The following is a 20,857-nucleotide window of genomic DNA, read 5'->3' as shown; positions in this document are numbered from 1 at the left end:
GTTGATAGCGAGAGATCTGCTTTACGAGGGAAAGGCCAAGAAGGTCTTCCTGACAGACAGGGACGACAGATACCTCATAAGGTACAAGGATGACGCAACGGCCTTCAATGGAGAGAAAAAGGGCAGCATCATCGGAAAGGGCGCCATTAACAACACCATGTCGGCCTACTTTTTCCAGCTACTTCAGAGCGAAGGTGTGGAGAGCCATTTTGTGGAACAGACGAGTTCGACCGAGATGGTCGTCAGAAGGGTGGAGATAATCCCGCTCGAGGTCATCGTGAGAAACATCGCTGCCGGTTCTATGTCCGCAAGACTGGGAATTGCCGAAGGAACGCAACTCGCCAGGCCGGTCGTCGAGTTCTCCTACAAGAGGGACGATCTGGGCGATCCGCTGGTCAACGACGACCATATCCTGGCACTGGGCCTTGCAGATGAAGAAGAACTCGCCAAGTTGAGAGAGATGGCGCTGAGGGTGAATACGATACTTAGGGAGTATTTATCGAAAGCCGGAATAACACTGGTAGATTTCAAACTGGAGTTCGGCAGGCTGGATAACGGGGAGATCCTGTTGGCCGACGAGATCAGTCCCGATACTTGCCGGTTCTGGGATAGCGAGACGGGAGAGAAGATGGATAAGGATCGTTTCAGGAGGGATCTGGGAAACATCGAGGAAGGTTACAGGAAGGCTTTGAAAAGAGTCCTCGGAGGTGGAAAATGAAGGCAACCGTCTATGTAACTCTCAAAAACGGCATCGCCGATCCACAGGGACTGGCGGTCAGGAACGCGCTCGATTCAATGGGTTTCGACGGGGTGAAGAGAGTGCGGATAGGCAAGATCATTGAGATAGAGCTTGAAGATGGCTGTCTGGACGAGACAAAAGTTGAAGAGATGTGTCGTTCCCTTCTGGCCAACACGGTCATGGAAGATTTCACATTCGAAATGAGCGGTGAGAAAAGATGAAGGTGGCCATCGTGGTCTTTCCGGGATCCAACTGCGATCTCGATGCCTATCACGCCGTTATAGAAGCCGGAGAAGAGGCGAGTTACGTGTGGCACATGGAGAAGAGCCTCGAAGGTTTCGACGCGGTCATACTTCCAGGAGGCTTTTCTTATGGCGACTATCTCAGGTGCGGTGCAATAGCCCGTTTCTCACCCATCATGGCGTCCGTCAGGGAGATGGCCGAAAGTGGAAGGCCTGTTCTGGGTATTTGCAATGGTTTCCAGATACTGACCGAAGCCGGTCTCCTGCCGGGAGTTCTGCTCAGAAACAGGGATCTCAAATTTATCTGCAAGAACGTCTTTTTGAGGGTCGAATCGACTGCTAGCCCCTTCACGAAGGCTCTCGAAAGCCGAAGCGTTCTCAAGATACCGGTCGCTCACGGGGACGGAAACTACTTCGTCGATGGAGAAACGCTCTGGAGTTTAGAAGAAAACGGCCAGGTGATCTTCCGCTACTGCTCGGCTGATGGAGAAGTCGCCCCGCAGTTCAACCCCAACGGATCGGTCTCGAACATCGCCGGGGTTTCCAATGCACGGGGAAACGTTCTGGGAATGATGCCGCACCCGGAGAGAGTATGTGAGGAGATCACCGGAGGCACCGACGGACTCCTTCTCTTCAAGTCCATGATCTCTTTCCTGAAGGGGGGTATGGCCGGTGAGCTCGTCAACTCTTGATTACTCGCTGGCAGGTCTCAGTCAATCGGAGTTCGACCTGATCTGCGAGAAACTCTGCAGAGAGCCGAATTTACTTGAGCTGGCCATGTTCGGGGTGATGTGGTCCGAGCATTGCAGTTACAAAAACTCGAGAGCGCTCCTCAAGACACTTCCGACAGGCGGCAACGCGATCCTTCAGGGTCCGGGCGAGAACGCCGGTATAGTCGATATCGGTGAGGGATTGGCGGTAGTGATGAAAGTCGAGAGTCACAACCATCCCTCGGCAGTCGAGCCCTACCAGGGGGCCGCAACCGGCGTCGGTGGAATCATAAGGGATATCTTCACCATGGGAGCAAGACCGATCGCTCTGCTAAATTCTTTGAGGTTTGGGGAACTTGATAAGTCCAGGACCAGGTACCTATTCGAGAACGTGGTGAAGGGGATAGGCGATTACGGCAACTGTATGGGGATACCGACCGTGGCCGGGGAGATCTACTTCGACGATCATTACGCGGGCAATCCCCTGGTCAACGCGATGTGTGTGGGAATAATGAGACACGAAGAGGTAAAGTACGCCAGGGCAAAGGGAGTTGGCAACCCCGTGATGCTCGTGGGCGCCACCACGGGGCGTGACGGTATGGGCGGGGCGGCCTTCGCCTCCGTCGAGCTGACCGAACAGTCTCTGGAGAGAAAATCGGCCGTTCAGGTTGGAGATCCCTTCATGGAGAAACTGCTTCTAGAGGCCTGCATAGAACTCTTCAAGACCGATGCCGTGATCGCCATACAGGACCTCGGGGCGGCCGGGTTGACCTCCTCCTGCTGTGAGATGGCCAGCCGCGGCAGGAGCGGAATAAAGATAGAGCTTTCCTGTGTTCCGCGAAGAGAAGAGGCCATGACGCCGGTAGAGATAATGCTTTCGGAGTCCCAGGAGAGGATGCTGGTCGTCGTGAAACGGGGAAGAGAGAAGGAGGTCGGGAGTATCTTCGAGAAGTGGGGGCTCAGCGGAACGGTGATAGGAGAGGTGACAGACGATGGGCTCTTCACCGTACTGGAGAGAGGGAAAGTCGTCGCCTCGCTACCGGCGAGACTGCTGGCCGACGATGCACCCGTCTATACGAGAGAGTCAACCAGACCGGCCTACCTGGAAAGTGTCGGGCTTTTCGATCTACACGAACGTGAAGATATGAATATTAAAGAGACGCTGATCGCGCTCCTGGCAAGACCGACTATAGCCGGCAAAGAATGGGTTTACAGTCAGTACGACCATATGGTTAGGACGAGCACGGTAACGGTTCCGGGAAGCGACTCGGCCGTACTGCGCATAAGGGGTACGGATAGAGCGATAGCCCTAACGATAGACGGCAACGGTTCTTACTGTTATCTCGATCCATTCAGGGGCGCTGCGATAGCCGTCGCTGAAGCGGCGAGAAACCTGGTTTGCTCGGGCGCCAGACCGCTGGCGATAACTGACGGCCTGAATTTCGGAAATCCCGAAAAGAGAGAGATCTACTGGCAATTCAAAGAGACGATAGCCGGTCTGGCCGCTGCCTGCAACGTTCTGGGGACTCCTGTTATAAGCGGAAACGTTTCCTTCTACAACGAAACCGAGACCGGCGCGATATTCCCCACTCCCATAGTTGGAATGGTGGGTGTGATAGAGGACATCTCTAAGGTGACAGAGAGCTTTTTCATCAACGAGGGCGACGCGATACTCCTCCTTGGCGAGAATACTCATGAACTGGGCGGTAGTGAATACCTCAGAATGCTCACAGGTAAAACTATCGGAGAGTGTCCGGCGATAGATCTCGAAAGGGAGAAGAAAGTTCAAAGGCTCTGTCTTGAAGCCATAGAAAGGAGGCTACTCAACTCGGCGCATGATTGCAGCGAGGGCGGACTGGCCGTTGCGCTTTCCGAATGCTGTTTTGGAAAAGGCCTCGGGGCGAAAATCGAACTTAACGATACTTTGCCGATCGATGCGCTTCTCTTCGGGGAGGCCCAGTCGAGGATCGTGGTCTCGCTGGATGAGTCGAAGTTAGGCTCTCTTCTCGGGCTGGCCGGAGAGTTTGGCGTGCCCGTTCAGGTCTTGGGCAGGGTCGACCGTAGTGAGCTGAAGATAGATGTATGCGGCAGGGAGGTCTTGTCTGTGCCGGTCGGGGAGCTTGAAGCTCGCTGGAAGGGGGCGATCGAATGCGCGATGAGATCGTGAGAGAGGAATTAAAGGAAGAATGCGGCGTTTTCGGCTTATTCTCGAGAGAGGGAAGGGCCTCCAGGACGACCTACTACGGTCTCTTCGCTCTCCAGCACAGGGGGCAGGAGAGTGCTGGAATAGCCATCTCGGAAGGCGAGGACATACGCCTGCACAAGGCCATGGGTCTGGTCGGGGAGGTCTTCGACGATGCGAGGCTGGAGGAATTGAAGGGAGATCTCGCGGTCGGTCATGTCCGCTACTCAACCTCGGGAGACAGCAGTGTGATCAACGCGCAGCCGCTAGTTTTCAAGACAAAGCACGGGGCGATTGCCCTCTGTCATAACGGTAATCTGGCCAACTCTCTCGCACTTCGTGAAAGTCTCAAAGAGCGTGGATCTATCTTCCAGACGACGGTAGATACGGAGGTCATCGCGGCGCTCCTGGCAGGTAGTCCCGACGAAGATCTCGTGGTCTCTATACGGAATGTGATGAAGGAATTGAAGGGCGCTTACGCTCTCATAATAATGACCTGCGACAGATTGATCGGCGTTAGAGATCCCTTAGGTATAAGACCTTTGTGTATAGGAAGGAAAGGAAACGACCTGATGCTCTCCTCTGAGAGCTGCGCCTTCGAAACGGTTGGAGGGAACCTTATGAGGGACGTGTTGCCAGGCGAAATCGTCGTGATAGACAGGTCGGGAATGAAGGGCTATCTTCCCGAAGAGAAGAACGAAGAGAAGCTTTGCATCTTCGAGTTCATATATTTCGGCAGGCCCGACAGCATAATGAAGGGCCAGAGTCTATATATGAGTCGAAAAAGGGCCGGGAAGATTCTGTACAGAGAGTTTCCGGCCGAAGCCGACTTCGTCTGTTCCGTTCCCGATTCCGGTACGCCTTCGGCCATAGGCTTCTCCGAGGCCTCGGGAATACCTTTTCTCGAGGGGCTTGTGAAGAACAGGTACGTAGGCCGAACGTTCATAAAGCCTTCTCAAAATCAGAGAGAGATCGGAGTGGCGCTTAAGCTAAACGTACTGGAAGAAGTTGTAAGAGGGAAATCGATCGTTCTCGTTGACGATTCTATCGTCAGGGGAACTACCATAAAGAAGCTTATCTCCAGACTCAGGGACTGTGGGGCGGGAGAGATACATCTGCGGATCAGCGCGCCGCCCGTTATGTGGCCCTGCTTTTTCGGAATAGACACCCCCTCCAGGGACGAGCTCCTCGGGGCGCGTTTCTCTGTGGAGGAGATCGGACGGCTGGTTGGAGCCGACAGCATCGGTTACCTCAGCCTGGAGGGACTAGTCGAGGCCACCTCCCGATCGGGCTTCTGCACGGGCTGCTTCTCGGGACAGTACCCGGTGGATATAGAAGGCGCCGACGGAAGGTACACGCTGGATACCGATCAGAAGGTGAGAACATGAGCGATTACAGGAGTTCCGGCGTCGATATTGACGCCGGTGACAGGGCCGTAGAGCTCATGAAGCGACACGTGGAGACTACCAGAAGGCCAGGGGTTCTGGGAGGCATAGGCTCCTTTGGAGGACTCTTTCGTCCGGATTTTGACGGAATGAAGGAACCTGTTCTGGTCTCGGGAACTGATGGTGTCGGCACCAAATTGAAACTTGCCTTCGCGATGGATATTCACGATAGCGTTGGAATAGATTGCGTGGCTATGTGCGTCAACGATATAATTTCCATGGGCGCGACACCGCTCTTCTTTCTAGATTATATAGCGATCGGAAGGCTTGAGCCAGTTAAGATCGAGAAGATCGTGAGCGGCGTATGCGAAGGATGCCGACAGGCCTCCAGCGCCCTTATCGGAGGAGAGACTGCCGAGATGCCCGGGCTGTACGCAGCAGGCGAGTACGACCTGGCCGGTTTTTCCGTGGGGCTGGTCGATAGACAGGAGATAATCGACGGCTCGACGATCGAGAATGGAGACATCCTCATAGGCTGGCCCTCATCAGGCTTTCACTCCAACGGCTTTTCACTCGTTCGAAAGATCCTCTCCGATGAAAAGATAAATCTGCACGAGACCGTCCCCGGCATCGCGAGGCCTATCGGTCTCGAATTGCTCACCCCCACCAGGATATATGTCTCGCTCTTTGAAAGATTGAAAGGGCTCTGTAAGCCCAAAGGAATCGCACACATCACCGGCGGGGGACTTCTAGAGAACGTACCGAGGGTGATACCCAAAGGTTTGAAGTGCGAGATACACACCGACTCCTGGGAGGTGCCTCCTTTGATAGAGTTCATTGTCGAGAGGGGCAGCGTCGAAACCAGGGAAGCCTACAGGACCTTCAACATGGGGCTCGGTCTTGTCACCGTGGTCTCTCCCGACGATGTAGATGCCGTTCTGCACGGAATGAAGGATGAAAAACCTGTAGAGATCGGTGCTGTCGTGGCCGGGGAGGGCGGTGTTACACTTTGTCGAAGAGGATAGCCGTCCTGGTATCGGGTAACGGGAGCAACCTTGAAAGATTGATCGAACTCTCCAGGGCCGGCTTCATAGATGGAGAGATCTCGCTGGTAATCTCTAGCAACGAAAAGGCCTTCGCGCTTGAGAGAGCAAAGAGACACTCTATACCCTCGCGCATATTGCATTTTAACAGTCGATCCTGTGACGCCTACAGCGATGTGATTTTACAGACCATCGTAGATTGCGAAATAGATCTGATCGTCCTCGCAGGATTTCTAAAGATCCTATCTGGAAAGATCATAGAGCGTTTCAGGAACAGGATAATAAATCTGCACCCTTCTCTGATACCCTCTTTCTGCGGGAAGGGGATGTACGGGGAGAGGGTTCACAGAGCGGTTATCGAGAGCGGAGTCAGGATAACCGGCGCAACGGTTCACTTCGTCGACGGAGGAACCGACACCGGTCCGATAATACTGCAGGAAGCCGTTCCTGTCCTCTGCGACGATACGGTCGAAAGCCTCTCCGGAAGGGTGGCTCTGGTCGAGCACAGATTGCTGCCGAAGGCCGTCTCTCTCTTCTGCAAGGATAGATTGACCGTCAGGGGAAAGAGAGTTTTGATAACAGGAGGTTCGTATGAAAACAGCGTTGTTGAGCGTCTCTAACAAAGAAGGGATAGTCGATTTCGCGAAACAGCTTTCAGATAGAGGTTTCCGGATTCTCTCCAGCGGAGGCACACAGAGGGAGCTGGTCGCTTCTGGGGTAGAGGTTTTTGCCGTATCGGATCTGACCGGTTTTCCGGAATGCCTTGACGGACGTGTGAAGACGCTCCATCCGGCCGTTCACGCCGGAATACTCGCCAGAAGGGAGTTGCCTGCACACATGGAGAAGCTGGCGCAACTGGGGATCGATACGATAGATCTCGTAGCCGTGAACCTTTACCCCTTCAAAGAGGCGATCTCCGGCGACGGCATCATGCTGGAGGAGGCGATAGAGAATATAGATATAGGAGGTCCGGCCATGCTCCGTTCGGCCGCGAAGAATTACGGCGATGTGATTGTGCTGGTCGATCCAGCCGACTACACAGGTGTTTTAAGGGAACTGGACGCCGGCGGTCCTTCCAGAATCTTCAGACTCAAACTGGCCTCAAAAGTCTTCAGGCACGTGGCCCATTACGATTCTATGATCGCCTCGCATCTGAGCGGATTGTGCGGCGAGACTCTGACTGAGAAGATGAGCGTTACGCTCGAAAAGGTCCAGGACCTCAGGTACGGTGAAAATCCGCACCAGAGGGCGGCGCTTTACCGCTATCCCTTGAGTTACCCGCTCGGAGGGTACGTTCAGATACAGGGAAAGGAGCTCTCCTTCAACAACCTCACCGACGCGGGAGCCGCGATTGAACTGCTGAGAGAGTTTACCAGCGATACGGCTCTTGTAGCCCTGAAACATACCAATCCCTGCGGCGTCGGCCTGGCCGACACAACTTTAGAGGCGTGGAAAAAGGCTTACGGTTGCGATCGGGTATCTGTGTTCGGGGGCATAGTGGCGACCAACGGGACCGTCGATGGCCCGCTGGCAGGAGAGCTGAAAAACATCTTTCTTGAGATAATAATGGCGCCGGCCTTCACATCCGAAGCGCTTGAGATGCTGTCGGCCAGGAAGAACATAAGGATCCTGGAGATCGATCCGGTTTTCAAGAGCAACGGGTACGATTTCAAATCGATCCCCGGTGGAATGGTGGTTCAGGACAGAGATAACGCCCTGCTGGGGGAGGGATTGAGAACCGTTACGGCAAAAAAACCCGACGAGAGGGAGATGGAAGATATGCTCTTCGCATGGAAGGTCGTAAAACACGTCAAATCTAACGCCATAGTTCTGGCCAGGGAAGGTCAGACCCTTGGAATAGGACCGGGTCAGACCAGCAGGATCTGGGCCCTGGAGAACGCGATAAGACAATCGAATTACGACCTGAGTGGGGCCGTTCTGGCATCGGATGGTTTCTTTCCCTTCCCGGACTGTGTGGAAGCGGCCGCGAAGGCCGGGATCGGAGCTATAATCCAGCCCGGGGGTTCGATCAAAGATGAAGACTCCATAGAGGCGGCCGACAGACTCGGGCTTTCGATGGTCTTTACGAGCATGCGTCATTTCAAGCATTGAGGGCGAAAATCATGAGAATACTGGTAATAGGAAACGGCGGCCGTGAGGCCGCACTTGCATGGAAACTCTTCCAAAGCGAAGGGCTGGAGAGGCTCTTCTGCGCGCCGGGAAACCCCGGAACATCCTCAATCGCGGAAAACGTTCCGTTAGATCCCTGCGATATAGACGGTCTGCTGACCTTTGCAAAAGAACAGGAGATAGACCTGGCTATCGTCGGTCCGGAGAAACCTCTTTCAATGGGCATGGTCGATCGCTTCAGGGAAAGGGATCTGGCCGTATTCGGTCCCACCAGAGATTGTGCCAGGCTCGAAACCAGCAAGATCTTCGCCAAAGGATTTATGAACCGCCACGGTATTCCCACAGCCCGTCACGCGAGCGCCAGGTACTACCTGCAGGCTCTTGCCGAGCTGGAGAGTTTTGAGCTACCCCTGGTGATAAAGGCCGACGGACTGGCCGCGGGCAAGGGTGTATTCATAGCAGACCGGCAGGAGGAAGCGCATCGAATACTCAAGGATTTGCTTATCGACGACTCTCTGAAAGAGGCCGGCTCAAGTGTTGTTATAGAGGAATACCTGAGCGGGAGAGAGCTTTCCGTCTTCGTCCTGTCCGACGGAAAGCGTATGGTTGAGCTGGCAGAGGCCCGGGATTTCAAGAAAGCCTTCGACGGAGACCTCGGCCCCAACACCGGTGGAATGGGAGCCATCTCTCCCGTACCCGATTATACGGACCGGCTTCGCGAGGAGTTCAGGGATAAAATCCTTCTCCCGACGGTGGAAGGGCTAGCGAGAGAAGGTCTCACCTACACGGGACTTCTATATTTTGGCCTCATAAATACGCCGGCCGGACTGAAAGTTCTGGAGTTCAACTGCCGTTTCGGCGATCCCGAGACGCAGGCGATACTGCCCAGGATCGACTTCGATCTGGCACGAGTTCTGTACGATTGCGCCAGAGGCCAGCTGAAAGAGGAGCGGCTCAGGCTAAAGCAGGAGTGCGCCGTGACGGTCGTGGCCTGTTCGAAAGGGTACCCGGGCCGTTACGTAACGGGTTGCGAGGTGTCTGGACTGACCGAGGGCAACTGCACTCTCTTCCAAGCCGGTACGGGATACAGCGGAGAGAAAGTCGTAACGACGGGCGGCAGGGTGCTTGCCGTGACGGCACTGGAGAGAGATTTTGGCGAAGCGGTGAGGAAGGCTTACGGTGCGCTGGAAAAGATCCGTTTCAAAGGGATGACATTCAGGAAAGACATAGGCGTCGAATTTGATGTAAACTAGAGTTTGTCAGCACGGGAGGTTGATTATGATCGAACGTTACGCACTTTCGCCCCTGAAGGAGCTCTGGGAACTCAAAGCCCAGTACGAGAGGTGGCTGGAGGTTGAGCTCGCGGTGGTGAAGGCCTACGAAGAGACCGGTCTTGCACCGGCCGGAATGGCGGAAAAGATAAGATCGAAGGCTAGAATAGATGTCGAAGGTATCGCAGAGATCGAAAAGGTGGTCGATCACGACGTCATCGCCTTTATAAAATACGTCACGGGTGATATGGGCGACGAGGCCCGTTATTTCCATCTCGGCCTCACATCGTCGGACATAGTCGATACGGCTCTTTCCTTGGCTTTGCGCAAATCGGGCCTGGCGATAATACAGGCTCTGACGGAGCTTTCGCAGGCTCTAGCTGAGCGGGCTCTCATCTACAAGGATACGGTATGCATGGGACGGACCCACGGAATACACGCCGAGCCGACCTCCTTCGGCCTGAAGTTTCTCTCCTTCATGGTCGAGACCGATAGGAATATCGAGCGACTTCGCAGGAGTGTGGAGGCCTCTTCGGTCGGAAAGCTTAGCGGCGCCGTGGGCAACTACGCCAACATACCGCCAGAGGTTGAGGCTATAGCCCTCAGGGAGATAGGTCTGAGACCTACGGAGGTATCGACGCAGATCGTGCCAAGGGATATCCACGCCGAATTCATCTCGGCTATGGCGATTGCGGCCTCTTCAATCGAGAGAATGGCCGTCGAGTTCAGGCATCTTCAGAGGACGGAAGTCCTGGAAGTCCAGGAACCCTTTAAGAAGGGGCAGAGGGGTTCTTCGGCCATGCCCCACAAGAAGAATCCCATAATCTGCGAGCGCTTGACCGGAATGGCCCGGCTTCTGAGAGGTTACGCCGGCGCGGCCCTGGAAGACATAGCCCTCTGGCATGAAAGAGATATCTCTCATTCCAGTGTCGAGAGAATAATGTTACCCGACGCCACCATGCTTCTGTACTATATGGCGAAGAAGTCTATCGATCTGGCGAAGGATCTGGTAGTGTATCCAGAGAGGATGCTGGAAAACTTCAAAGCTTCCAGAAACCTGGTCTTCTCCCAGCGCGTAATGCTGACGCTGGTCGAAAAGGGCATGGCAAGGGAAGAAGCCTACAAGCTTGTCCAGGAGCTCTCCCTGAACTGCTGGAACGAAGGCCGGGACTTCAAAGAAGCCGTCGCGAAAAGCCGTGAGATAGAAAAGTACATTGATTCGCGCGAAATAGATGAACTCTTCGATCCTGAGTACTATCTGAGAAACGTAGATCCGATCTTCAAAAGAATCTTGGACGGAGGCTGATCCAATGCAGAGACTGGCCATTGTGGGAGCCCAGTGGGGCGACGAAGGAAAGGGAAAGGTAGTCAATTACTTCTCGAAGGATTTCGAGTGGATAGTCAGGTTCTCCGGCGGGGCCAATGCCGGCCACACAATATACGTCGATGGCAAGAAATATGTGAATCATCTTCTGCCTTCGATACAACCCAGGAACGCTTCCAGGGGCTTTCTTGGGGCCGGAATGGTAATAGACGTGGAGCAGCTAATAAACGAGTTCGAGACTCTGGAGGCCGACTTCCCGGGCATCTCCTGCCGGTTCTACATAGACCCGGAGGCCTTCGCAGTTCTCCCCTGGCACAAAGAGGAGGACGTGCTGCTCGAGACTATGCGTAAAGAGCCTATCGGAACCACGGGCAGAGGGATTGGCCCCTCCTACACCGACAAAGTGTCGCGAGAAGGCCTGAAACTCTATACACTCTTCGACGAGAACCTGCTCAGGGAGAGGTTGGAATCGATATACCATATGAAACAGAATATATACAACAACAGGCTCACCGTTTCGCCGGAGGATATGTTCAAATACCTCCAGAAGCTGCGCGGTGAACTGGAAAGACTGAAGGTAAATTTCACCAGCGCCGTAGATATGTCGCGCGTCTTCAGGAGTACCTCGGTACTCTTCGAAGGAGCCCAGGGCGTTCTGCTCGATCTCGATTTCGGAACTTATCCCTTCGTGACCTCCGGAGCATGCATGGCACATGGCGTTTCGTCGGTTGGTTTCTCTACATTCGAGCTAGACAGCGTTTACGGCGTGCTGAAGGCCTACACCACAAGAGTGGGGGCCGGTCCCTTCCCCACCGAGGACTTCACCAAAACTGGAGAGAAGATACGCGAGATAGGCAAGGAGTACGGCGCTACAACCGGAAGGCCGAGGAGGGTGGGCTGGCTCGACCTGCCGGCGTTGAGGTACGCCAGGATCAGATCGGGGCTCACCGGATTCGTCATAACCAAAGGCGATGTGCTCAACGGACTGGAAGAAGTCAAAGTCTGCGTGGCTTACGATGTGGATGGGGTAGTGAAGGAAGTGCCCTCTACCTCGTACGATTTCTTCAGGGCAAAGCCAATCTATGAGACGGTAAAGGGCTGGCCCACGACCGACCACATAAACTTCCTGAAGTACATGACCTTCATCGAGAGAGAGACCGGCGTCGAGATCGACTACATCTCCTACGGTCCTAAAACCGAAGAGATGAAGACCAGGAACGACCTGATAATAAATATCTGATCCCCTGACGGGGAAAGGAGGGAAGGCAGAGCATGGATATACGACTCAACAACACGATGTCGAGAGAGAAGGAAGTCTTCAAACCGCTGACTGCGGGGGAGGTGAAACTCTACACCTGTGGACTGACCGTTTACAACTACGCACACATAGGCAACTTGAGGGCCTATATCTTTGCCGATACCCTCAAGAGGATGTTCCTTTTCAACGGCTACAAAGTGAACCACGTGATGAATATTACAGACGTCGGCCACCTCACCGGCGACGAAGATGAAGGCGAAGACAAGATGGAGGCTGGTGCCAGACGAGAAGGAAAGACCGTCTGGGAGATCGTCGATTTCTACACGAAGGCTTTTTTCAAAGATTTGGAAAGATTGCGTATACTCTTTCCCACGACCACGTGCAGGGCGACCGAACACGTGGGCGACATGATAGAGATGATAAAAAAGATAGAGGCCAACGGCTACACTTACATTGCCGGCGGAAACGTCTATTTCGACACGTCCAAACTTCCCGATTACGGCAAACTCGCCAGACTGCAACTAGATGAAGATAGAATGAGATCGAGGGTGGAAAGCGATCCATACAAGAGAAATCCCTTCGACTTCGTGCTCTGGTTCACCCGGTACAAATACACCAACCACGCGATGCAGTGGGATTCACCCTGGGGAAGAGGCTTCCCCGGCTGGCACATAGAGTGCTCGGCCATGTCCTCCAAATACCTGGGCGAGAGGTTCGACATACACACCGGCGGGATCGACCATATCCCCATACATCACACCAATGAAATAGCCCAGAGCGAGGCGGCCTTCGGCCACGAGTGGGTCAATTACTGGTTGCACTCGGAGTTTCTCGTGATCGGAGAGGGTGAAAAGATGTCGAAATCGCTGGGCAACTTCATCACCCTCCAGACGCTGATCGACATGGGATACGACCCGATGGATTACAGGTATTACCTGCTCGGCGCTCATTACAGAAAGCAGCTGGCCTTCACCTTCGAAGCTCTCGACGGCGCGAGGAACGCCATGAAAAGACTCAAGATCGGTATAGTTGAGTTGAAGGAGAGTCAAAGCCCTTCAGCCTTCGCCGACCCGCAACTGCTTGAAGAGTTCCACGAAGCCATAAACGACGATCTCAACACGCCCAGGGCCCTGGCGGTGCTCTGGAAGGTTATCGACAGCGAAGATCTGTCGGCCGGCGAAAAACTCGCGCTGATAGAACAGTTTGACAGAGTTCTGGCGCTCGGGCTGGCTGAAGTCGAGAGCGATACGATACCCGGAGAGATCGAAGAGCTCGCGCTGCAGCGTAAACAGGCCAGAAAAGACAGGAACTGGAAAAGGGCCGACGAATTGAGGGACCTGATCTCGGAGAAAGGGTACGAAATCCTCGACGACCGTGATGGATACAAAATAAGAAAAAAGTGAAGACCGGCGGCGAAAGCATCGCCCCGGTCTTCCGGTGTCTCTGTTCTTTACAGGGCCGGCACCCAGATCACTGGCCGGCCCTTTCTGGGTATTTCTTTCTTTTCGAAGATCATTATATCGAAGGGTATTTTGAAACTCAAAGGGCCGATCGCAGACTTTAGGCTGCCAAGGGTGCTGTCCCGCGCAAAGTTGAGCAGAGTCACTTTCTCTTTCCAGGCCTCTTTGTGGATCTCCGCGACCACTCTTCTGGCGGCGCGGGGAGTCCCGTAATCTAGAATGAGCACATCCCAGATCCTGAGCCTTTCCTTCATTCCCGGGACACGCGCCAGAGGCGAAAGGAGGGACCTGCCTGCTACCTGGAAGGCTCTCAATCCAGGTGACAACTTCGCTATCCCGAAATCCGACTCTCCCGAAGTGTCGAAGACCAGCGCACTGGCTCCCTCTCCGGTGAAGAGTTTCAACCTCTCCTCTTCTATCATGGGTTCGAAGATACGCGTATGCTTTGGAACGAGGTCGAAACGACCGGACATGCCGCTGTAAAGGCCGCGCACTCTATTCATGTCGGGCCTTTCCACGTAGACCCCGGTACTTTTGATGCGATGCAGAACGGGGCAGGCGTAGAAATCTAGTGTCGCGAAGCGAGAAAAACCCATGTGCGCCAGAATCTTCTTCGATGCCGTGTTGTCTGCCTTTACGGAAGCGTAGGCGAAATCGAACTCGCTCTCCCCGTACCTGTTCTCGAGTTCCTGTATTATAGCCTTCAACCAGCGGGCTATCTTCATCCTGTAGGCCGGGTTGGTTCTCAGCCCGAAGAGGTATATCGCCTTTCTCGGTACGGAATCGACAAGGTACTCGTCGAAGGCTATACCGATACAGCCTATTATGTCGCCCTTCTCCTCGGCCAGGAGAATGGAGCCGTTACCGTAATACTTCAGCCTGTCGAAGAAGTTTTCTTTATAGCCTACGACCCAGATTTTGCCCTCCTGCGCCGATCTACGCTCGATATCCAGCAGTTTTTCGTTATCCTCTTTTGTGGCGAACCTTATATCCAATATACCTCTCCCCGTCTATTTTTTGAGATGGGTGTCGAACCATTCAACAATGGCTTTCAGTCGCTTTTCACGATGCACCGGCATTCCGCCCCTGGAGAGTTCGTGGTTTTCACCTGGGAAGAGGACCATCCTGGCCTCTTTGCCGAGGTACCTCAGGGTGGTGAAGAGCTGCATCGCTTCAGGCACCCAGCACCTGTAGTCTTCCAGAGAATGTATGAACAGTATGGGCGTCTCGACGTTCGGCGCGTAAGTAAGCGGCGACTGGCGCAGATAGCCTTCCAGGTTCTGGAAGAAGTCGTCGCCTACCTGGTCGGGTGCGAAATAGTATCCTATATCCGTAGTTCCGAAGAAAGAGATCCAGCTTGATATCGACCGCTGTGAAACGGCCGCCTTGAAAACGTCGGTGTGGCCGACGATCCAGTTGGTCATGAAACCGCCGTAGGAACCGCCCGTGACACCCAGCCTCTCCTCGTCTATGAAATCGTACTCATTCACAACGAATTCCAGGACTTCCATAATATCGTCGAAATCCCGTTCGCCGTAGTGGCCCCGTATATCTGCAAAATCCGTGCCGTATCCCGAACTTCCCCTGGGATTGCAGTAAACTACCGCGTATCCAGAGGCCGCCAGAGCCTGGAACTCGTGTATGTAACCGTTGCCATAAGCCGTCTTTGGACCTCCGTGTATCTCTACTATTGCCGGGTATCTGCCCTTTTCGTCGAAGTCCACCGGCTTCATTATCCAGCCGTCGATGACGACACCGTCGGAGGCCTGGATTTTGAAGCTTTCCGGCGCCGATAGCTGATAGCCTTTCATCCAGGAGTTGAAATTGGTTAATTTTTTCGTGCCGGTCGCCTTGCTGCAGTATAGCTCTAGAGGTTGTACCGGCGTCATCTTCGTATAAATAAGATCGCCTGAATCGTTGATGTCGAAGCAATCGATGCTCCCGTCGGAGAGCATAACGTCCTCCACTTCACCTGACTTATCCAGTGAGACGATCGTGGAGTCCGGTCCCGAGGTTATGATCGAGTATAGCTTTCCCTTTTTCACCCTGAGAGACTCTCCAGACAAGCCTCTAACATCGCTGTTGAGACTGTTTCCAAAATAGAGGTCGAGATCCCTGCGTAGAGGCTTCAGCTCTTTGCTCTCCAGATCCACGAAGTTGAAATAAGGGTTCGTCGGAAAGCCCTTTGCCAGATCGGTACCTAGAACGAAGAGTTCGTCGCTGGAGGCCCATACACAGGCATACACGGAGATCGAATCATCTCCGATCCTCTCAGTACTTCCGCCTTTCAGATCGAGAATATACAGATTGTTCCAGCGCGGGCGTCTCTCGGCATCCTCTTTGACAATGATGGCCGCCCTCTTTCTATCGGGCGAGAGCTCGACCGATTGAACATCGCCCTTGACGGCTTCCAGGGGTTTCATCTTGCCGGTCTCGACGTTCAGAGTGTGCAGTTGAGAGATCCTGTTTTCGGTGAAGCCCGATCCATTTGAAACAAAGGGGATTTTGTCTATCACGTAGATTCTCTTCTCTACCGGTTCTTCCTCGGCCGGTTTCTCCGGGTTTTCGCCGGGAGCCACTTTCGTGGTGAAGAGTATATTTCCCTCGTCGACCCAGGATATAGACGAGAAACCCCCTTTGAGAGTCTTAACGAGCCTGCTTTCACCTCCACCCAGCTGCAGAAGGTAGAGCTCCGTGCCTTTCGCATCTTTCTCTCTTCTGGACGTGAAGAGCAAACTCTTGCCTTCGGGGTCGACCACGGGTGAGCCGTCTTTATCGCCCCTGGTGAGCTGGGTGACCTTACCGGTGGAGAGGTCACCCGACCAGATGTTGCTCAGGTATTTGTTGTTCTCCCTGTCGATGGTCTTGTGGACGAAGAGAAATTCCCTTCCGTTTGGGAGAAAGTGGACATCGCCTACGGCCGAGTATCTGTGAACGTCTTCGAGTCTTATCTTCTTCAAACCAACCACTCCTTGTCAAAGAAATCTTCCGCAGTCTCTCATTCAGACTGTACGTTCGAGTAAAATGATATCAATGATATCATTGTCTTATAGAGATTGCGAGGTGGAGAAATGGTTATCCTGAGTCATTTTGACCCCTTCGGCGGCGACGGGATCAACGCATCTAAGATCGTCGCACAGAAAGTGGCGGGTATGAGGTCAGATCTGAGGGTGGTCGAACTGCCCACGGTCTTCGACGACGCCTTCATCCCTTTGATGACAGAGATAGAGAGAACGGCGCCGGAAGCGATTATCATGCTAGGGCAGGCTGCCGGAAGGACGGCCGTCACTCCCGAGAAGGTAGCGATAAACTGGAAGGAATCGACGAAGGCCGATAACAACGGCTACATCGCGCGGGGCGAGAGAATCTCAATCTCAGGCGCCGATGCTTACTTTTCCACACTTCCGCTTGTGGAGATAATCGACTCGCTCCAGCGAGATGGTCTGCCCTTATCGCTCTCATTCACGGCAGGCACCTTCGTCTGCAACTATCTCTTCTACAGGACGATGGAGTACCTGGTCTCGACGGGCAAAGATTTTCCGGTCGGTTTCGTGCACATACCCTGCATCCCCCAGCAGACGGTTGGAAAGAACGGTCTGGCATCTATGGACGCAGCCCTGTCGGCCGCAATTCTCTCCCGGATGATAGACGTGATCGTGGGTGATGGAAGATGATCATCGGCGGAGCGGCCTTAGACATAGCCTGGGAGGATCCGGCAAAAAACATGGAAAAGATCGCGGATATCTTCGATCAGGCCTTTAAAAAACACGTGGAGTTGCTGGTCTTTCCCGAAATGTCTCTGAGCGGCTTCTCCCTGAATCCCGAAAAGACCTGTACACCATACAGCGATAGCTTTTTCGATGGACTGGTGAGGAAAACTTCGATCGCGGCCGTCTACGGTCACGTGGAGAGAGAAGAGTCCGGATATGTCAACTGCGCTTCGTTCCTATCTACCGATCTGGGACCTGTCACCTACGGAAAGCGCAAACTCTTCACTTACGCTGATGAACATAAAAGCTACGTTCCCGGCAGGCAGGCCATATCTCTGATTCACCAAGGCATAGAAATATCTCTCAACGTATGTTACGATCTCCGCTTCCCCGAACTTTTCAGGGAGAACGTTCCGGCCGAACTGCTGGTAGTGATAGCTAACTGGCCGTCCGCAAGAGCCAGACACTGGGAAGTACTTCTAAGAGCCAGAGCGGTCGAGAATCAATGCTTCACTCTCGGGGTAAACAGGACAGGTAGCGACGGAAAGGGAGTGGAGTACGGCGGCACAAAATCCATGTTGATCGATCACAACGGAGACGAAGTCGAGGTGGAAAAGGTCGGAGAGCTGCTTATATGGGAATTGAAAGATGAGGCTGTGGAAAGAATGAGAGCCTGGAGAAGGAAGTTCCCGGCCCTCGAAGATATGTGAGCCCGGTTCACCGATCGCTTCTTTTTTCGATTTGGTTGAGTATCTCCCTTTGAAAAAACTCCTCGACGTTTTCCGGTGAAAGCCGGCAATGCCTCTGGCCATCGACTTCCACCACCACACCCTCAGAACATGGGCCCATGCAGAAAGAGGCCTTGAAATCGATACTGTCGGCCAGAGCCTTCTCATCGATCAACTCCTGCAATCTTTTGGCGATTTTCGAAGCTCCAAGAACATAACACGCACTTCCCATACAGATTCTTATAAGCATAGGTACGGCTCCAGTTGTGATTAGTTTCACAATAATATTATATTCTATCCTGTCCGTTTCCCGGTTGAAGGGTCTGTAAAGTACTTACTTATCCTACGGGATTTCTCTGCGTGCTTCCACCGTGATATTATTCTCACGAAAGGTGGGATCGTTGTGAAGATACTCGTCGTGGAAGACGAACACGACCTGGGACTGCTTCTTAAAGAGGTCCTCGAGAGTAACAACTATGCGGCAGAGCTCTCCGCAGAAGGGGAGGAAGGGCTTTACATGGCCCTTAACGGCCCCTTCGATCTTGTGGTGCTGGATGTTCTCCTGCCGGGTCTATCGGGCTGGGAAGTGCTTGAAGGGATGAGACGAAAGGGCTGTACTACGCCCGTACTGATGCTCACCGCGCTAGATAGCGTCGATAACAAAATAAGGGGTTTCAATCTGGGAGCCGATGATTATCTTTCCAAGCCCTTCGATATGCGCGAACTACTGGCGAGGATACAGTCGCTTCTGAGAAGAACCGCGCCCGTCGCGGCACCTACGAACGAACTCGTTTGCGGAGATCTCGTTCTGAATATATCCGACAAGAGCGTCTATCGGGGCTCGACGAAGATCGAACTGAGAAAGAAAGAGTACCAGATACTCGAATACCTGATGATCAACAAGAGGAGAGTGATCTCCAAGAGCGAGCTGGAAGATCATATCTGGAACGAGGAGGACGAACTCTGGTCGGACGTTATCCGGAGCCATATAAAGAACCTGCGCAAGAAGATCGATGGCGGTTACAGAAAGAAACTGATAAAAACCGTGCGGGGTATGGGTTATGAAATCAGTGAAGAGTGAGGAGCTATCCTTTAAAAGCGCAAGAATACGATGGACAACATTTTTTACCATAGTCGTCGTTTCGATAGTCTCGATCCTGTGCGTGATAGTCTTCTTTTTCGCGCTGCGATACGAAACCAGGTCTTCTTACGCCGGTCTCAACCAGATGGCAGACAGGATAGCCACGAGAATAGGCAGGGCACCCCTGATAACCCTGGAGAGAATTCTTAGAAACTACGCCGAGAATCCCGATCTCTTCACCGCCGAGAACGAATACATGCAGTTCCTCAGCACCTCGGGTGAAAGCATTCTCCAGCTGGGAGGGAGACTGCTCAGTGTAATTCCTCTCAAAGAAGGCTTCGCAAACGGTATGGTGGTCGATTACTCCGACAGGGAAAGCGAATACAGGCTTCTGACCAGATCGCTCACCAGCCTTGCCGGTCAGTCGGTCGTGTTCATGAGGGTAGGCAAACCGGTTAGCGAGCTGAGCAATATCATGAGAAACCTGCTCTGGGCGCTCCTGAGTCTTGTTTTGCTGACGGCCGCGATATCGTGGATAATCGGTCTGGCACTGGCCGGATACGTTCTAAATCCCTTTAAGGAGAGCTACCAGAGACTTCAGCGCTTTACGGCCGATGCCTCGCACGAGCTCAAAACACCGCTCTCGATAATAAGACTCGGCCTAGATATGCTTGGAGAGAAGGAGCTCGATCCCGAGGTTTCGAGTAAGATCGGCATGATCGACACTGCGACCAGGAACATGCAAAACCTCGTGAACCAGCTCATAAAAATGGCGAGAATACAGAGCTCGCAGGAAATTAAGGCGAAAGCCGAACCGGTGAACATAAAGAGACTGCTGGAGGACATCGCTTTGTCTTACAGACCGCTCTCCGATCCGAGAGGTATAGAGATAGAAATAGAATGTGAAGACAACCTCGTGTCGACCGTGATGATAGAGCCGCTCACCACATCGCTTGGCAATCTTCTGGAGAACGCGGTGAAGTTCAGCTACGACGGATCGACAGTTGTTCTAAAAAGCTTTCTTAACGACGGATATCTTTACATACAGGTGATAGACAACGGTCCGGGTATCGAACCTGTGGAACATGAGAAAATCTTCGAAAGGTTTTACAAATCCGAAAGATCTCACAACAGCACCGGAAGCGGAATGGGACTCGCCATCGCCAGAGAGCTGGTGGGAACCATGAAAGGGGAGATAAATCTCGTAAGCGAGCCAGACAAAGGTAGCACCTTTGAGATAAAACTAAGAGCCGGGTAGAGGCGAGATGCAAGAAGAGCATTAGAAGCCGTCCTTCGAAAGAGCGGTTGTTTCGACGTCACGCGTCCAGATTCTTGGTAAAAACCGTATTCACCACCCGCTAACCACTATGCACCACCCACCACCGCTCTGGATACAGGTTTTAAGTCCTCCCCTCGCTTCTTTCGAAATGCATAAGTTGAGCTGTTGGGAATATTTTTTTAGAAATTTATGTTAATTATAATTGTTTGTTGATAATAATGTCGTATTAGACTCAATATTGCATTGTTCAACAATCACTGTGGTAGAATTCACTTAAAAGCATTCTTATTATTTCAAGGGGTTGATTTTAGAATA

At 53.2% G+C, this 20,857-nt stretch carries 19 protein-coding genes; 16 read left to right on the top strand and 3 right to left on the bottom strand.

Annotated elements, in window-relative coordinates; translation table 11 throughout:
* The first annotated feature begins 1 nt into the window (after window position 1).
* Genes purC through cysS form a run of 12 tightly spaced genes read left to right on the top strand, consistent with a single transcriptional unit; the run spans window position 2 to window position 13,687 of the window.
* Window positions 2-718: a phosphoribosylaminoimidazolesuccinocarboxamide synthase gene (gene purC, locus PKX57_RS01350; RefSeq protein ID WP_169698417.1), complete on the top strand. Its 717-nt coding sequence runs from the start codon at window positions 2-4 to the stop codon at window positions 716-718.
* Window positions 715-960, top strand: coding sequence for a phosphoribosylformylglycinamidine synthase subunit PurS (gene purS, locus PKX57_RS01345; RefSeq protein WP_213920357.1), 246 nt, complete (start codon window positions 715-717; stop codon window positions 958-960). The genes purC and purS overlap by 4 nt, the downstream gene beginning before the upstream one ends.
* A complete protein-coding gene (gene purQ, locus PKX57_RS01340) occupies window positions 957-1,673 on the top strand; it encodes a phosphoribosylformylglycinamidine synthase subunit PurQ (RefSeq protein ID WP_213920358.1) in 717 nt (238 codons plus the stop codon). The genes purS and purQ overlap by 4 nt, the downstream gene beginning before the upstream one ends.
* Window positions 1,654-3,858, top strand: a complete 2,205-nt coding sequence (gene purL / locus PKX57_RS01335; RefSeq protein ID WP_214047450.1) for a phosphoribosylformylglycinamidine synthase subunit PurL — start codon at window positions 1,654-1,656, stop codon at window positions 3,856-3,858. The genes purQ and purL overlap by 20 nt, the downstream gene beginning before the upstream one ends.
* Entirely contained in the window at window positions 3,840-5,261 is a 1,422-nt protein-coding gene (gene purF / locus PKX57_RS01330) for an amidophosphoribosyltransferase (protein ID WP_472415843.1), read from the top strand. Before purL ends, purF begins: the two co-directional genes overlap by 19 nt.
* Complete coding sequence (gene purM / locus PKX57_RS01325; RefSeq protein WP_213920361.1) at window positions 5,258-6,283, top strand: phosphoribosylformylglycinamidine cyclo-ligase; 1,026 nt, start codon at window positions 5,258-5,260, stop codon at window positions 6,281-6,283. The genes purF and purM overlap by 4 nt, the downstream gene beginning before the upstream one ends.
* Window positions 6,268-6,921, top strand: a complete 654-nt coding sequence (gene purN / locus PKX57_RS01320; RefSeq protein WP_214047451.1) for a phosphoribosylglycinamide formyltransferase — start codon at window positions 6,268-6,270, stop codon at window positions 6,919-6,921. Before purM ends, purN begins: the two co-directional genes overlap by 16 nt.
* Window positions 6,893-8,413, top strand: coding sequence for a bifunctional phosphoribosylaminoimidazolecarboxamide formyltransferase/IMP cyclohydrolase (gene purH / locus PKX57_RS01315; RefSeq protein ID WP_214047452.1), 1,521 nt, complete (start codon window positions 6,893-6,895; stop codon window positions 8,411-8,413). The genes purN and purH overlap by 29 nt, the downstream gene beginning before the upstream one ends.
* Before the next feature lie 11 nt (window positions 8,414-8,424).
* On the top strand, window positions 8,425-9,684 hold the full coding sequence (purD, locus tag PKX57_RS01310; protein WP_213921165.1) for a phosphoribosylamine--glycine ligase: 1,260 nt from the start codon (window positions 8,425-8,427) through the stop codon (window positions 9,682-9,684).
* 25 nt (window positions 9,685-9,709) lie between these two features.
* Window positions 9,710-11,008, top strand: a complete 1,299-nt coding sequence (gene purB / locus PKX57_RS01305) for an adenylosuccinate lyase (protein ID WP_213921166.1) — start codon at window positions 9,710-9,712, stop codon at window positions 11,006-11,008.
* Between the two features lie 4 nt (window positions 11,009-11,012).
* On the top strand, window positions 11,013-12,266 hold the full coding sequence (locus PKX57_RS01300) for an adenylosuccinate synthase (RefSeq protein ID WP_472411751.1): 1,254 nt from the start codon (window positions 11,013-11,015) through the stop codon (window positions 12,264-12,266).
* Between the two features lie 32 nt (window positions 12,267-12,298).
* Window positions 12,299-13,687 (top strand): cysteine--tRNA ligase, encoded by a 1,389-nt coding sequence (gene cysS, locus PKX57_RS01295; protein ID WP_472415841.1) that lies wholly within the window; start codon window positions 12,299-12,301, stop codon window positions 13,685-13,687.
* Window positions 13,688-13,734: 47 nt separating this feature from the next.
* Here the strand turns inward: cysS and PKX57_RS01290 are convergent, their stop codons facing one another.
* Together PKX57_RS01290 and PKX57_RS01285 are read right to left on the bottom strand one after the other, a co-directional pair.
* The gene (locus PKX57_RS01290) at window positions 13,735-14,739 is read right to left on the bottom strand and encodes a GNAT family N-acetyltransferase (protein WP_470745798.1); all 1,005 of its coding nucleotides are present in this window, start codon (window positions 14,737-14,739) and stop codon (window positions 13,735-13,737) included.
* Between the two features lie 15 nt (window positions 14,740-14,754).
* Window positions 14,755-16,704 carry a prolyl oligopeptidase family serine peptidase gene (locus PKX57_RS01285; protein WP_213921169.1) on the bottom strand — a complete coding sequence of 650 codons (1,950 nt, stop codon included), beginning with the start codon at window positions 16,702-16,704 and terminating at the stop codon, window positions 14,755-14,757.
* Window positions 16,705-16,815: 111 nt separating this feature from the next.
* Here PKX57_RS01285 and PKX57_RS01280 point away from each other — a divergent pair, with 111 nt between their 5' ends.
* Both PKX57_RS01280 and PKX57_RS01275 read left to right on the top strand, forming a co-directional pair.
* Window positions 16,816-17,418, top strand: coding sequence for a pyroglutamyl-peptidase I family protein (locus tag PKX57_RS01280; RefSeq protein WP_213921170.1), 603 nt, complete (start codon window positions 16,816-16,818; stop codon window positions 17,416-17,418).
* Window positions 17,415-18,164: a nitrilase-related carbon-nitrogen hydrolase gene (locus PKX57_RS01275; protein ID WP_214049978.1), complete on the top strand. Its 750-nt coding sequence runs from the start codon at window positions 17,415-17,417 to the stop codon at window positions 18,162-18,164. Before PKX57_RS01280 ends, PKX57_RS01275 begins: the two co-directional genes overlap by 4 nt.
* A 7-nt stretch (window positions 18,165-18,171) precedes the next feature.
* On the opposite strand, the gene PKX57_RS01270 is transcribed toward PKX57_RS01275, so the two are convergent.
* A complete protein-coding gene (locus PKX57_RS01270; protein WP_213921172.1) occupies window positions 18,172-18,432 on the bottom strand; it encodes an NAD(P)H-dependent oxidoreductase subunit E in 261 nt (86 codons plus the stop codon).
* 153 nt (window positions 18,433-18,585) lie between these two features.
* On the opposite strand from PKX57_RS01270, the gene PKX57_RS01265 reads away from it, so the two are divergent.
* Window positions 18,586-19,263: a response regulator gene (locus PKX57_RS01265; RefSeq protein ID WP_213921173.1), complete on the top strand. Its 678-nt coding sequence runs from the start codon at window positions 18,586-18,588 to the stop codon at window positions 19,261-19,263.
* Window positions 19,244-20,521 carry a sensor histidine kinase gene (locus tag PKX57_RS01260; RefSeq protein ID WP_472415839.1) on the top strand — a complete coding sequence of 426 codons (1,278 nt, stop codon included), beginning with the start codon at window positions 19,244-19,246 and terminating at the stop codon, window positions 20,519-20,521. The genes PKX57_RS01265 and PKX57_RS01260 overlap by 20 nt, the downstream gene beginning before the upstream one ends.
* The last annotated feature ends 336 nt before the right edge of the window (window positions 20,522-20,857 follow it).

Source organism: Mesotoga sp. (assembly GCF_035363035.1).
GTDB lineage: Bacteria > Thermotogota > Thermotogae > Petrotogales > Kosmotogaceae > Mesotoga.
This window is presented reverse-complemented; position numbering and strand designations above follow the sequence as displayed.